This window comes from Methylobacterium sp. Leaf100 (genome assembly GCF_001422845.1).
In the GTDB taxonomy this organism is placed as follows: domain Bacteria; phylum Pseudomonadota; class Alphaproteobacteria; order Rhizobiales; family Beijerinckiaceae; genus Methylobacterium.
This window is the reverse complement of record NZ_LMMW01000010.1, coordinates 51,018-64,595: the sequence shown is the minus strand read 5'-3', so window position 1 is coordinate 64,595 and position 13,578 is coordinate 51,018. Positions and strand designations below refer to the sequence as shown.

Genomic DNA, 13,578 nt, shown 5'->3' with positions numbered 1-13,578 from the left:
CTGTCCGACGTGCCCCTCTGGACGGGGCAAGCCCTCGAGGCCGCCACCGGCGGGACCCTGCACGGTGACCCGAAGCCCATCACGGGCGCCTCCATCGACACGCGCAGCCTGCAGCCGGGCGACCTGTTCTTCGCCATTCGTGGGGAGGCCCGCGACGGCCACGACTTCGTGCGCGATGCCCTGTCGCGCGGGGCCGCCGCCGCCGTGGTCGCGGCCGATCGCGCGGCGGAATTCGGCGGAGCCGGTGCGGTGCTGGCCGTCTCGGGCGCGAGCGACGATCCCGTCCTCGACGCCATGCGGGCGCTCGGCCTCGCCGCCCGCGCCCGTACCAAAGCCGGTATCGTCGCGGTGACGGGGTCGGTGGGCAAGACCGGCACCAAGGAGGCCCTGCGCCACGTGCTGTCGGCGCAGGGGCGCACCCATGCCTCCATTGCGTCCTACAACAACCACTGGGGCGTGCCCCTGACGCTCACACGCATGCCGGTCGACGCCGATTACGGCGTGTTCGAGATCGGCATGAACCACCCCCGGGAGATCGTGCCGCTCGCCGCCATGGTCCGGCCGGACATCGCCCTGGTGACCACCGTCGAGCCCGTGCACATCGAGCACTTCGCCTCGCTGTCGGCCATCGCCGACGCCAAGGGCGAGATCTTTTCCGGGCTGCGCGCCGGCGGCACCGCGATCCTCAACCGCGACAACCCGAGCTTTTCGCGATTGCTGGCGCACGCGCAGGCGTCCGATGCCGGCCGGGTCGTCAGCTTCGGCGAGCACCCCGAGGCCGATGTCCGGGCGCTCCGTATCCTCCTGCGGCCCGACCTCTCCGTGGTCGACGCGGTGGTGATGGGCATTCCGGTGACCTACCAGCTCGGGACGCCGGGCCGGCACACGGCGATGAATTCGCTGGGCGTCATGGCGGTGGTCCACGCGCTCGGGGCCGACCTCGCCATGGCCGCCCTGTCGCTGGCGGCACTCCGGCCGCCCGTGGGACGCGGCGAACGCACGGCCCTACGGATCGGGGAAGGCGAGGCCTTCCTTGTCGATGAGAGCTACAACGCCAATCCGGCCTCCATCCGGGCGGCTCTGGCCACCCTTTCGGCCATCGAGACCGGCCCGCGCGGACGCCGCATCGCCGTTCTGGGCGACATGCTGGAACTCGGGCCCGCCGGTGCGGACCATCACCGCGACCTCGCCGACGCCGTCGAGAAAGCGAACGTCGACCTCGTCTTCACCGCCGGCCCGCTCATGCGTCACCTGTTCGAGGCGCTTCCCTTGAGCCGACGCGGCACCTGCGCGGCGACCTCGGGCGAACTCATCGATTCCGTGCTCGGCATCCTGCGGACCGGAGACGCCGTGATGGTGAAGGGATCCAACAGCATCCGCATGGGCCGGATTGTCGAAGCTCTCAAAGCCCGGTACGCGAACCCCGGACAAGCTGCGACGGCTCAGACGATCGCTCGCTGAGACGCCCGCTCACGGCCGGGAGGGCGGGGTCCGCGGCCCCGCCTGTCCGGAATTGATCCTCGAAAACCGCGGCCAGGTGCTGGATGCTGTATCTTCTGTCGGACTTGAGCGGCACCCTGTCGCCGCTCAACGTCTTCCGCTACATCACCTTCCGCACCGGCGGCGCGCTGTTCACGGCGGGCCTGTTCGTGTTCTGGTTCGGGCCGCTCATCATCTCGCTCCTGCGCCTGCGCCAGGGCAAGGGCCAGCCCATCCGCGAGGATGGACCGCAATCGCACCTGCTGACGAAGCGCGGCACGCCCACCATGGGCGGTTTGATGATCCTGGCCGGCGCCATCGTGGCGATCCTGCTCTGGGCCAACCCGCGCAACCACTACGTCTGGGTGGTGCTGGCCGTGACCCTGGGGTTCGGCGCCATCGGCTTCTACGACGATTACCTCAAGGTGACGAAGCAGTCGCACAAAGGTTTCTCGGGCCGCTTCCGCCTGCTGCTGGAAGCGGCCATCGCGCTCGCCGCCTGCACGGTCATCGCGGTGTACTCGCCGGCCGCCCTGCAGAACCACCTCGCGTTTCCGGTGTTCAAGGACGCGCTGCTGAACCTCGGCTGGTTCTACGTGCTGTTCGCCGCCTTCGTCATCGTGGGCGCGGGCAATGCCGTGAACATGACCGATGGCCTCGACGGCCTCGCCATCGTGCCGGTGATGATCGCCTGCGGCACCTTCGGGGTCATCGCCTACCTCGTCGGCAACGTCTTCACCGCCGGATACCTCCAGGTGAACTACGTCCGCGACACCGGCGAACTCGCAGTGGTCTGCGGTGCGGTGATCGGGGCGGGCCTCGGCTTCCTGTGGTTCAACGCGCCGCCGGCCCAGATCTTCATGGGCGATACCGGCTCGCTGGCGCTCGGCGGTCTGCTCGGCACCGTGGCGGTGGCCACCAAGCACGAGATCGTCCTCGCCATCGTGGGCGGCCTGTTCGTCCTCGAGATGATGTCGGTGATCATCCAGGTCGCGTCGTTCAAGCTCACCGGTAAGCGGGTCTTCCGCATGGCTCCGATCCATCACCATTTCGAGCAGAAGGGCTGGAAGGAGCCGCAGGTCGTGATCCGGTTCTGGATCATCGCCGTGATCCTGGCACTCGCCGGTCTCGCCACCCTGAAGCTGCGCTGATGACGCCCGCCTCCTGCTTCGCCGGCCGCAAGGTCGCCCTGTTCGGCCTCGGTGGCTCCGGCCTCGCCACCCTGCGGGCCCTGCGGTCCGGCGGGGCCGATGTGCTGGCCTGGGACGACAGCCCGGAAAGTGCGGCGCGGGCTCGCGAACAAGGGTTCACCGTCTCGGACCTGCACGCGGCCGACTGGACGGAGTTCGCGGCCCTCATTCTCGCTCCCGGCGTACCCCTGACCCATCCGGTCCCGCACTGGACCGTGGACAAGGCGCAGGCCGCCGGCATCGAGATCATCGGCGACATCGAGCTGTTCTGCCGCGAGCGGGCCCGGATCGCACCCGCCGCCCCCTTCGTGGCCATCACGGGCACGAACGGCAAATCGACGACCACGGCTCTCATCGCGCACATCCTCGGCCGAGCCGGCCGGGACGTGCAGATGGGCGGCAACATCGGCACCGCCATCCTGTCTCTTGCGCCGCCCGCTCCGGACCGCATTCACGTCATCGAGCTGTCCTCGTTCCAGATCGACCTGACGCCGTCGCTGAATCCCGGCATCGGCGTGCTCCTCAACGTCACCCCCGACCACCTCGACCGCCACGGGACCCTGGAGCTCTACGCCGCCATCAAGGCACGCCTGATCGCCGGCTCGGCCCTCGCCGTCGTCGGCATCGACGACGCCCCGAGCCGGGCCATCGCCGATGGGGTCACGGGCGCTATCGTGCGGGTGCACGTGGGGGAGGGGATGCCGGAAGGAAGCCTCGCAGCCCGCGACGGATGCGTGTTCGGGGCGGACGGCACGGTCCTCGCCGATCTCGACGGGATCGGCACCCTGCGCGGCGCCCACAATTGGCAGAACGCCGCCGTGGCCATCGCCGTGGTCCAAGCCCTCGGCCTCAACGCCGAGGCCATCCTGGCTGGTTTGAAGACCTTCCCGGGCCTGCCCCACCGCATGGAGGAGGTCGGCCGCCGCGGTCGGGTGCTGTTCGTCAACGATTCCAAGGCGACCAACGCCGACTCGACGGAAAAGGCGCTCACCGCCTTTCACGACATTCACTGGATCCTCGGCGGCAAGGCCAAGGCGGGGGGCATCGAACCGCTCGTGCCGCTGTTCGGCCGGGTCGCCCACGCCTACCTCATCGGCGCGGCGAGCGACGCCTTCGCCGCCACCCTGGAGGGGCGGGTGCCCTACACCCGCTGCGGCACCCTCGACGTCGCCACCGAGAAGGCTGCGGACGCGGCAGCGGCGTCCGGGGCGGCCGAACCCGTGGTGCTGCTTTCCCCGGCCTGTGCTTCCTACGACCAGTTCAGGAGCTTCGAGGATCGGGGCGACCGGTTCCGGGATCTCGTGCGCTGCCTCACTCAGTAGACTGACGGCGTTCGACGCCTCGGCGATCGGTTTCATCGGGGCTTAACCGCCCCGGTCGCATGGTCCGTCTCCAGTCGGCATGCTGCCGCGTTCGAGACCGCGCCACGATGAAGCAGATCGTCTCCGTGCAGGTTCTACGGGGTCTCGCCGCCCTCATGGTCGTCTTCGGACACGCCCAGCACCACGCCTTCGTGCAGAGCGGGAAGCTCGGCGGATCCTTCGAGCGCGTGCACCTGCTCCCCTGGGGCGCGGGCGTCGACATCTTCTTCGTCATCTCCGGTTTCATCATGGTCTACGCCTCCGAGAAGCTGTTCGGACGGCAGGGGGCCGCGAGCGAGTTCCTCGGCCGGCGTGTGGCCAGGATCGTCCCGCTCTACTGGATCTTCACCGCCCTCTACGTGGCGATCGTGAGCATCGGGCTTGCCGGCACCACCAAGGAGGCCGCCGGTCCCGCGACCATCCTGGCGTCGTTCGGCTTCTGGCCGGCCTTCGCGCCCGGACAGTCCGTTCCGCTGCCGGTCCTGGAACTCGGATGGACCCTCAATTACGAGATGTTCTTCTACCTGCTGTTCGCCGTGTTCATCGGTCTGCGGCGCGAGCGGGCGGTGATGGCGGCCGCAGCCACTCTCGGCGCCCTCGTTGTCGTGGGGCTGGTGATGCAGCCGAGCGCGGCGGCGCCGTTCTTCTGGACGCGCTCGATCATCCTCGAGTTCGGGTTCGGAATGGGCCTCGCCCTCCTGCTTCGCAACGGCGTCTTGCTTTCGGGCCTCGCCCGGAGCGTCCTCCTCGCCGGCGGCTTCACGATCCTTTTCGTCGACCCCCTCGACTCGGCCCATCAGGCCATGGGATGGACGACACCGAACGATATCGCGCGGGTGATCGGCTGGGGTCTCCCCGCCGCCCTCATCGTCGCCGCCGCCGTGCTCGGTCGCCAAGCCGGTCCGTCGCCACTCGCGCGGCTCGGCCTTCTCCTCGGCGATGCTTCCTACGTGCTGTACCTCAGCCACCCCTTCGTGATCGTCGGAACCCGCAAGGCGGCGCAAGCGGTCGGCCTGGAAGAGCCATCGACCCTTTGGCCCATCGTCGCCGTCACGCTCGTGGCGTCCTGCGTCGTCGCGGTGATGATCCATCGCTGGATCGAAAGGCCGGTGACCGGCTTCGTTCAAGGGCTCCTCGTCCGCCGACGGGCGCCGACGCCGCTCACCGCCTGAGGCACGGGACGGTTATCGCGGGAAGCCCGGATGGGCGCGTCCTTAAGGCTTCGCTGACACGCCTGCTCCATACTCAGGGGCAGCCGCAAGCCTCGCGGCGGATTGGACGATGACGATGGCAGCGGGCTGGGCAGGGAGCACGTTCGATGGCGGCGCGGCGACGCCAGCACGCCGCGCCATATCGGCTCCCCTCGAGTCATTCGGTTACCTCCTCTTCGCGCTGTTCATCTTCTTCACGTGCTTCACGTTCATGAAGCCGTCGCCCTATGATTTCCTTGCGCCACCGACCATTCTGCTCTGGTTCCTGCTGGACATCAGGCTCTATCGCGCAACGATCATTATTGTTGCGCTGCTTCTGATCTATCTCGCCGCGATCCTCGTCTCGCTGATCCCCTATTTCGATGAAGCCCTTCCGGTCGAGTGGACCTATCAGACCGTCTATCTCGGGATCACGGGCATCTTCTTCGTGATGTTCTTCTCGGACGACACCGCCAAGCGCGTGACGTTCGGGCTCAAAGCGTATCTGGCCGGCTGCCTGTTCGCCGCGATCTGCGGCATCCTCAGCTATTTCGACATTATCGGCGAAGCCATCCTGTACAAGATGGACGGTCGGGCCTCCGGGGTCTTCCAGGATCCCAACCTGCTGGGGTCGTTCCTCATCCTGTCGGCTCTGTATCTCATCCGAGGATTGCTGGTCGGAGAAACGCGACGGGTCTTCCTGTCCGTGGCGGCCCTGCTGGTCATTCTCGCCTGTGTCTTCCTCTCGTTCTCGCGCGGATCCTGGGGCGCTTGTGTCATCGGCATCGCGCTGACCATCGGGATGACCTGGGCGACTACCCCGTCCCGGATCGTCCGTCGGCGCATCGCACGCCTGTCGGCCCTGGCGATGGTCGTCGGTGCCCTGCTGATCGGGGGCCTCCTCTCCGTCGACAGCATCGCCGAACGCTTCACCGATCGAGCCCAGGTCACGAAGAGCTACGACGAAGGCGAGACCGGGCGGTTCGGCAATCAGCGCCGGGGCATCCCGATGCTCATCGATCGTCCCCTCGGCTTCGGTCCCCTGCGGTGGCGGCTGGTCTTCGATCTCGACCCGCACAACACCTATATCGGCGGGTTCGCCAACGGAGGCTGGATCGGGGGCTTCGCCTTCCTGGGCATCGTGTTGACGACGACGTTCGTCGGGTTTCGCCTCTGCCTCCAGCCCTCGCCGTATCAGGGGCTGAGCCAGGTCGTGTTTCCGGCGCTCCTGATGTTCTTCCTGCAGGCGTTCCAGATCGACATCGAGAAGTGGCGCCACGTCTACATGATGCTCGGGATGGTGTGGGGCCTCGAAGCCGCCCGCCTGGCCTGGCGTGCCGGCCGCCACGGCGCCGACGCGCAGCTTCCTAGAGTTTTATAAGTTTCATGCCCCGAACACAGCCCGACCGGACCAGCGGCGAGACTTGAAACCTGCCGAATGCAGGTAATCCTGTGTGAAATCTTCGCACGATGGTGCGGTGCACAAATATCCGTAGCTTAAAACGTGATCGGACGTTTGCGCTTCACGGCGAAGTTTGGCACTCAAGGGGAGCAATTCCGGGGAGGAATGCGATCACACCATCGGGCGTCACGTCCCATGCGCGCCAACCACGAGGCACGCCAGGACGAAGAACCAGGACCACGCGGCAAGCCAAGCCCATAAACCGCGCCCGACGGCTGAGGGATCATCTCGCGATCACCCAAGGACGGTACGAATGACCGCATTGCTGCTGATCATCCTAGGCGGGCTCTGCGCCGTCGCCTACGGCATCGTCACGATCAACGACGTCCTGCGCCGCGACGCCGGCACCCAGCGCATGCAGGAGATCGCCGGTGCTATCGCGGAGGGCGCCCAGGCCTACCTGCGCCGACAATACGCCACCATCGCCGCCGTCGGTCTCGTGCTGTTCGTCGCCCTGGCCTTCTTCCTCGGCCTCAAGGTCGCGATCGGGTTCCTCATCGGCGCGGTGCTCTCGGGCGCCGCCGGCTTCATCGGCATGAACGTGTCCGTGCGCGCCAACGTCCGCACGGCCCAGGCCGCCTCGACCTCGCTCGGGGCGGGCCTCGACGTGGCGTTCAAGTCGGGCGCCGTCACCGGGATGTTCGTGGCAGGCCTCGCGCTCCTCGGTGTCGCCCTGTACTACGGCTACCTCACCCGCATCGCCGGGCTGGCGCCTGCCAGCCGCGAGGTTATCGACGCCCTGGTGGCCCTCGGCTTCGGCGCCTCGCTCATTTCGATCTTCGCGCGCCTCGGCGGCGGCATCTTCACCAAGGGCGCCGATGTCGGCGGCGACCTCGTCGGCAAGGTCGAGGCCGGGATCCCCGAGGACGACCCGCGCAACCCCGCCACCATCGCCGACAACGTCGGCGACAATGTCGGCGACTGCGCCGGCATGGCCGCCGACCTGTTCGAGACCTACGCGGTGACGATCGTCGCCACCATGGTGCTGGCGGCAATCTTCTTCGCCGGGCAGACCGACGTTGCCGGCCGCAACGTGCTGGAGGCGATGCTGCTCTATCCCCTGGCCATCGGCTCGGCCTGCATCCTCACCTCCATCGCGGGCACCTACGCGGTCCGGCTCGGCGCCAACCAGTCGATCATGGGCGCCCTCTACAAGGGCCTGATCACCGCCGGCGCCCTCTCCATCGGCGCCATCGCCCTCGTCAACTTCGCCCTGTTCGGCAGCTTCTCCACCACCTTCACCACCAATGCGGGGGTGAGCTTTACCTCGGGCGGCCTGCTCGGCTGCGCCGTGATCGGCCTCGTCATCACGGCGCTCATCGTGGTGATCACCGAGTACTACACCGGCACCAACTTCCGGCCGGTCAAATCCATCGCCGACGCCTCGGTGACGGGCCACGGCACCAACGTGATCCAGGGCCTGGCGGTCTCGCTCGAATCCACCGCCCTGCCGGCCCTCGTCATCGTGGCGGGCATCATCGGCACCTACTCGCTCGCGGGTCTGTTCGGCATCGCCATCGCGGTCACCGCCATGCTGGCGCTCGCCGGCTTCATCGTGGCGCTCGACGCCTTCGGCCCCGTCACCGACAATGCCGGCGGCATCGCCGAAATGGCCGGCCTGCCGCCGGAGGTCCGCAAATCCACGGACGCCCTCGACGCGGTCGGCAACACCACCAAGGCGGTGACCAAGGGCTACGCCATCGGCTCGGCTGGCCTCGGCGCCCTGGTGCTGTTCGCCGCCTACACCTCGGACCTGAACTACTTCATCGCCAACGCGAGCCCGACGCAGTACCGCTTCTTCCAGGGGGTCACCGTCGATTTCTCCCTGTCCAATCCCTACGTTGTCGTCGGACTGCTGCTCGGCGGCCTGATTCCGTTCCTGTTCAGCGGCATGGCGATGACGGCGGTGGGCCGCGCCGCCGGCGCGGTGGTGGAGGAGGTCCGCCGTCAGTTCCGGGAGAAGCCCGGCATCATGCTCGGAACCGACCGACCGGATTACGGGCGAGCCGTCGATATGCTCACCCGGGCGGCGATCAAGGAGATGATCCTGCCCTCGCTCCTGCCGGTGCTGTCGCCCATCGTTCTGTTCTTCGCGATCCAGGCCATCGCCGGCAAGAACCAGGCCTTCGCCACCGTGGGCGCCTCGCTGCTCGGCGTGATCCTCACGGGCCTCTACGTCGCGATCTCGATGACGTCGGGCGGCGGCGCCTGGGACAACGCCAAGAAGTACATCGAGGACGGGCACCACGGCGGCAAGGGTTCGGAGGCCCACAAGGCTGCCGTCACCGGCGACACCGTCGGCGACCCCTACAAGGACACCGCCGGCCCCGCCGTGAACCCGGCGATCAAGATCACCAACATCATCGCCCTCCTGCTCCTGGCTGTGCTGGCGCATTACTGACGGCCCCACCGGCCGCGAATCATCAGAGGGGGTCGGTGCCGCGGGGTTCCGGCCCCTTCGTCCATCGAGGGCCGTGTCGCGATCCGGCGTGTGCGATGCCGCACCGGCGCAGTGGGCCGTCGTCGCGCCACCCCTGACATCGTATCGCGCGCAATCCAATTACGGGTCTCGAAGCCTCGACATCTTCCGGGATGCTGTCCGCTTCCGTTCGTCCTTGAAACAACGCGAGAGCCTGCAATGCCGAGCCTGTCCGACCCGATCCGCATCGGCGCGATCGAAGCCAAGAATCGCGTCTTCATGGCCCCGCTCACCCGCGGCCGCGCCACCCGCGCCCATGTGCCGACGCCGATCATGATCGAGTATTACACCCAGCGCGCCGCGGCCGGCCTCATCATCACCGAAGCCACCGGCATCAGCCAGGAAGGCCTCGGCTGGCCCTATGCTCCGGGCATCTGGTCGGACGAGCAGGTCGCAGCCTGGAAGCCGATCGTGAAGGCCGTGCACGAGGCCGGCGGCCGTATCGTCTGCCAGCTCTGGCACATGGGCCGCATCGTCCACCCCGACTTCCTCGGCGGTGCCAAGCCGATCTCGGCCTCGGCCACGACGGCGCCGGATGCCGCCCACACCTATTCGGGCAAGAAGCCCTATGCCGAGGCGCGTCCGCTGCCCGTCGAGGAGATTCCGCGCCTTCTGGCCGATTACGACCGCGCTGCTCGCAACGCCATCGCGGCCGGCTTCGACGGCGTGCAGATCCATGCGGCCAACGGCTACCTCATCGACCAATTCCTGCGCGACGGCTCCAACTTCCGGGACGACCGTTACGGCGGCTCCATCGAGAACCGTATCCGCCTGCTGACCGAGGTGACCCGCACCGTTGCCGATGCCATCGGGGCCGACCGCACCGGCGTACGCCTGTCGCCCAACGGTGCCATCCAGGGTGTGGACGATTCCGACCCCGACGCCCTGTTCGCCGCCGCCGCCGCGGCCCTGTCGGAGATCGGCATCGCCTTCCTCGAACTGCGTGAGCCGGGCCCCGAAGGGACTTTCGGCAAGGCGAATCATCCGCCTGTCGCCCCGACCATCAAGGCGGCCTTCGGCGGCCCGCTTGTGCTGAATTCCGATTACGACGGCCCCAAGGGGCAGGCCGTGCTCGATGCCGGGCACGCCGACGCCATCGCGTTCGGGCGACCGTTCATCGCCAACCCGGATCTGCCCGCTCGTATCGCCGAAGGCGCTCCCCTCGCCAAGGACGAGCAGAAGACCTGGTACAGCCAGGGCCCCGAGGGCTACGTCGATTACCCGATCCGGTCCGGTGCGAAGGCCGCCTGACGCGCGAAGGCTCTGAGATACGGGCGGCCTGCTGACATGGCCGCCCGACGCGACCTTCGGCGCCAGATCTCCGATCGGGCGCCGGATGTGACACGGACGGGGAAGGAAGCGCGGCCATCGTTCCGAAACGAGCTTTGACGGATCTCTCAGGCGCCCTATCTGAAGACGCTGACGAGGACGCTCCCTTTTGACCGTAATCACCTCCTGCGATGGCCCGGGTACCGACTGGACCGAGGCCGATCGGCTCGAAGCCCTGCGTGATACGAACATCCTCGATAGCGGCCAGGATCCGGCCTACGACGATCTCGTTCGCATCGCCGCGATCGTCTGCGCCGCTCCCGTCGTCCTGATCAGCCTCGTCGATGAGACGCGCCAATGGTTCAAGGCGCGCCTCGGCTTCGAACCAACGGAGACGCCGCGTACCCTGTCGATTTGCGCCCACGCAATCCAGAATGGTCCGCTTCTGGTGATCCCCGACCTGACGGCCGATCCGCGTACTGCGGACAATGCCCTTGTTCAGGGCGAGCATCGCCTGCGCTTCTATGCCGGTGCGGTGATCCGTTCCAAGGGTGGTCTTCCGCTGGGAAGCCTGTGCGTTCTCGACAAAGTCGCCCGGCCGGACGGCTTGACCTCGCTTCAGACCGAGACCCTCGAGGCCCTGGCGCGTCAGGTCGCGACCTTGATCGAACTGCGACAGGCCCGGGAGGCGGTCGCCGTGCGCGAAGCGGACCTCGCCGCGAGCGAGCGTCGGTTCCGTGTCATGACCGCCGCCATGCCCCAGATGGTGTGGACCACGCAGCCGGACGGATTCCACGATTTCTACAACGACCGCTGGTACGAGTTCACCGGCGTGCCCTATGGCTCCACCGATGGCGAAGGCTGGAACGGCATGTTCCATCCCGACGATCAGGCCCGAGCCTGGACGCGCTGGCGGCACAGCTTGGCCACCGGAGACCCCTACGAGGTGGAGTACCGCCTCCGACACAAATCGGGCGTCTACCGCTGGACCCTCGGCCGCGCGATGCCCCTGCGCGATGCGGAAGGTCGCATCGAGCGTTGGTTCGGGACCTGCACGGATATCGAAGATCTGAAGCGCGCCGAGGAAGAGGCGCGCAAGCTCGCGGCCATCGTCGAGCATTCCAAGGACTTCATTGGCATCGCCGACGAGGACGGCCAGGTCCTCCATATCAACGCGGCCGGCCGGCGGCTCGTCGGCCTCGCCGATGCCGATGCGGTCCTCAGGACCGCCGTGCCCGACTACTTCGTCCCGGAATGCCAAACGACCGTGACGGAAACCGTTTTGCCGGCCGTGCGGCGGGACGGTTGGTGGGAGGGGGAGCTCACCTTCCGTCATTTCGCGACGGGGGAGGGAATCCCCGTGCTGTATAGCGTTTTCCCCGTGAGCGACACGCGTGGTGCCCTCATCGGCTATGCGACCGTGACCCGCGACCTGCGCGAGCGCAAACGCGCCGAGGAAGCCCGCGATCTGCTGATCAAGGAACTCTCCCACCGCATCAAGAACATCTTCGCCGTGGTCGAGGGGATCGCAGCCCTCTCGGCCCGGACCGATCCGGCGGCCCGTCCCTTCGTCGCGGCCTTCCGCCAGCGCCTCGGTGCCCTCGCCAACGCACACGAGTACGTGCGCCCGCACTCGCCTGCGAGCGCGCCGAAGGTGAAGGGCCAGACCCTGTTCGGCCTCATGCGCCTCATCATGGCGGCCTACGTCCAGGACGGCCGCGCGCGCATCGTGCTGCAAGGCGACGATATCGCCGTCGGCGACCGGGCAGCGACCGCGTTCGCCCTGATCATGCACGAGCAGGCGACCAACGCGATGAAGTACGGTGGCCTGTCCACGGAAGCCGGCACCGTGCGGCTCACCGGACGCCGCGACGGCGACACGTATGAACTCGTCTGGGCCGAGTCCGACGGCCCACCCGTCTCCGGGCCACCGACGCGCCGCGGGTTCGGCACCGTGCTGGCCGAGCGCAGCGTCGCGGGGCAACTCGACGGCACCCTCGAGCACGCGTGGAACAGCGACGGACTCGTGATGCGCCTTACCGTGCCGGCCGCCAACCTGACCACATGAGCCGCGGCCCCTATCGGCTCGTCGTCTTCGACTTCGATGGGACCCTCGCCGATAGTTTCCCGTGGTTTGCCCGTGTCATCAACGATGTGGCCGATCGCTATCGCTTCCGGCGGATCGCTCCGCATGAGACCGAGGTCCTGCGCGGCCTCGATGCCGCGGGTATCGTCCGCCATTTCGGAATCGCCCCGTGGAAACTCCCGTTCATCAGCCGTCACATGCACGCGTTGGCGGCCCGTGACATCGCTGAGATCTCGCTGTTTCCCGGGATTCGGACGATGCTGGCCGACCTCGCTGCGGCGGGTACGCCGCTCGCGATCGTCAGTTCCAACACCCGGGCCAATATCGAGGCAGTGCTCGGGCCGGATGCCCGGCGCTTCCGGCGCTACGCCTGCGGTGCGTCGCTGTTCGGAAAGGCCAAGCGCCTGAGAGCCCTGGTCCGCGACGCAGGTTTTACCCCCGGTTCGACCCTCTACGTCGGCGATGAGATCCGTGACCACGATGCGGCCCGGTCGGTCGGATGCGACTTTGCCGCCGTGGCTTGGGGCTACACCCGTATCGAAGCCTTGCGGGCCACGGGTCCGGCGCTGATGCTGACTCATCCGAGTGCCATCGTACCCGCCGTCGTTGGGCGCGTGTCTGCATAGACACACAGCGTCCGAAAGTAGATCGAACCGAGTGCAGCGGATTGCGCGCGCTGTCTCAGGCGCGCACGACTCGCTCCCGGATATTGAATGCGGAAACGCCAGTTCGATGCAGAGTCAACGCGGTGGCCGGGATGGGATGTCCCACCTTTCTCAAGAGACCGCCTACGGCTCCAGGCCGGACCCGCAGGGACTATCTCCCAATATCGTCGCCAGTCTCGCCTGCGGCTTGCGGGCCGTCTACGAAGCCCGGCCGGAGACCGATGTTGCGGATGCTTTCGCCGATCTACTCATGCGGATCGAGGCCGCCGAGCGCGCACGGGGCTGAGACCGTCGGACGGCGTACGCGCGGGCCGAGCCGGCCTTTCGCCGACATCGTGTCCAAGCTCCCCAGTCCGACACCGTAGAGCGATGGTTTCCTCCGGCATGCATATGCCGC

The 13,578-nt window shown here is 67.6% G+C and carries 10 protein-coding genes; all 10 read left to right on the top strand.

What is annotated here, in order from left to right:
- Complete coding sequence (locus ASF25_RS07755) at positions 1-1,461, top strand: UDP-N-acetylmuramoylalanyl-D-glutamyl-2,6-diaminopimelate--D-alanyl-D-alanine ligase (RefSeq protein WP_056304271.1); 1,461 nt, start codon at positions 1-3, stop codon at positions 1,459-1,461.
- Positions 1,462-1,544: 83 nt separating this feature from the next.
- The gene (gene mraY / locus ASF25_RS07750) at positions 1,545-2,630 is read left to right on the top strand and encodes a phospho-N-acetylmuramoyl-pentapeptide-transferase (RefSeq protein ID WP_056094024.1); all 1,086 of its coding nucleotides are present in this window, start codon (positions 1,545-1,547) and stop codon (positions 2,628-2,630) included.
- Positions 2,630-3,991: a UDP-N-acetylmuramoyl-L-alanine--D-glutamate ligase gene (gene murD, locus ASF25_RS07745; protein ID WP_056304262.1), complete on the top strand. Its 1,362-nt coding sequence runs from the start codon at positions 2,630-2,632 to the stop codon at positions 3,989-3,991. The genes mraY and murD overlap by 1 nt, the downstream gene beginning before the upstream one ends.
- Positions 3,992-4,098: 107 nt before the next feature.
- The gene (locus tag ASF25_RS07740; protein ID WP_056304261.1) at positions 4,099-5,202 is read left to right on the top strand and encodes an acyltransferase; all 1,104 of its coding nucleotides are present in this window, start codon (positions 4,099-4,101) and stop codon (positions 5,200-5,202) included.
- Between the two features lie 109 nt (positions 5,203-5,311).
- Positions 5,312-6,601 carry an O-antigen ligase family protein gene (locus tag ASF25_RS07735; RefSeq protein WP_056304260.1) on the top strand — a complete coding sequence of 430 codons (1,290 nt, stop codon included), beginning with the start codon at positions 5,312-5,314 and terminating at the stop codon, positions 6,599-6,601.
- A gap of 334 nt (positions 6,602-6,935) precedes the next feature.
- Positions 6,936-9,083: a sodium-translocating pyrophosphatase gene (locus ASF25_RS07730; RefSeq protein ID WP_056304259.1), complete on the top strand. Its 2,148-nt coding sequence runs from the start codon at positions 6,936-6,938 to the stop codon at positions 9,081-9,083.
- 237 nt (positions 9,084-9,320) lie between these two features.
- Positions 9,321-10,412 carry an alkene reductase gene (locus ASF25_RS07725; protein WP_056304258.1) on the top strand — a complete coding sequence of 364 codons (1,092 nt, stop codon included), beginning with the start codon at positions 9,321-9,323 and terminating at the stop codon, positions 10,410-10,412.
- A 187-nt stretch (positions 10,413-10,599) separates the two neighbouring features.
- Positions 10,600-12,498, top strand: coding sequence for a PAS domain S-box protein (locus tag ASF25_RS07720; RefSeq protein ID WP_056304257.1), 1,899 nt, complete (start codon positions 10,600-10,602; stop codon positions 12,496-12,498).
- Positions 12,438-13,142, top strand: a complete 705-nt coding sequence (locus ASF25_RS07715) for an HAD hydrolase-like protein (protein ID WP_348271325.1) — start codon at positions 12,438-12,440, stop codon at positions 13,140-13,142. Before ASF25_RS07720 ends, ASF25_RS07715 begins: the two co-directional genes overlap by 61 nt.
- Before the next feature lie 106 nt (positions 13,143-13,248).
- The gene (locus ASF25_RS07710) at positions 13,249-13,467 is read left to right on the top strand and encodes a hypothetical protein (RefSeq protein ID WP_056304255.1); all 219 of its coding nucleotides are present in this window, start codon (positions 13,249-13,251) and stop codon (positions 13,465-13,467) included.
- Positions 13,468-13,578: the final 111 nt, after the last annotated feature.

Bases quoted from the DNA above. Each gene is read 5' to 3' on its own strand.
- mraY (WP_056094024.1), top strand. From the start codon at position 1,545: ATGCTGTATCTTCTGTCGGACTTGAGCGGCACCCTGTCGCCGCTCAAC.
- murD (WP_056304262.1), top strand. From the start codon at position 2,630: ATGACGCCCGCCTCCTGCTTCGCCGGCCGCAAGGTCGCCCTGTTCGGC.
- ASF25_RS07740 (WP_056304261.1), top strand. From the start codon at position 4,099: ATGAAGCAGATCGTCTCCGTGCAGGTTCTACGGGGTCTCGCCGCCCTC.
- ASF25_RS07735 (WP_056304260.1), top strand. From the start codon at position 5,312: ATGACGATGGCAGCGGGCTGGGCAGGGAGCACGTTCGATGGCGGCGCG.
- ASF25_RS07730 (WP_056304259.1), top strand. From the start codon at position 6,936: ATGACCGCATTGCTGCTGATCATCCTAGGCGGGCTCTGCGCCGTCGCC.
- ASF25_RS07725 (WP_056304258.1), top strand. From the start codon at position 9,321: ATGCCGAGCCTGTCCGACCCGATCCGCATCGGCGCGATCGAAGCCAAG.
- ASF25_RS07710 (WP_056304255.1), top strand. From the start codon at position 13,249: ATGCAGAGTCAACGCGGTGGCCGGGATGGGATGTCCCACCTTTCTCAA.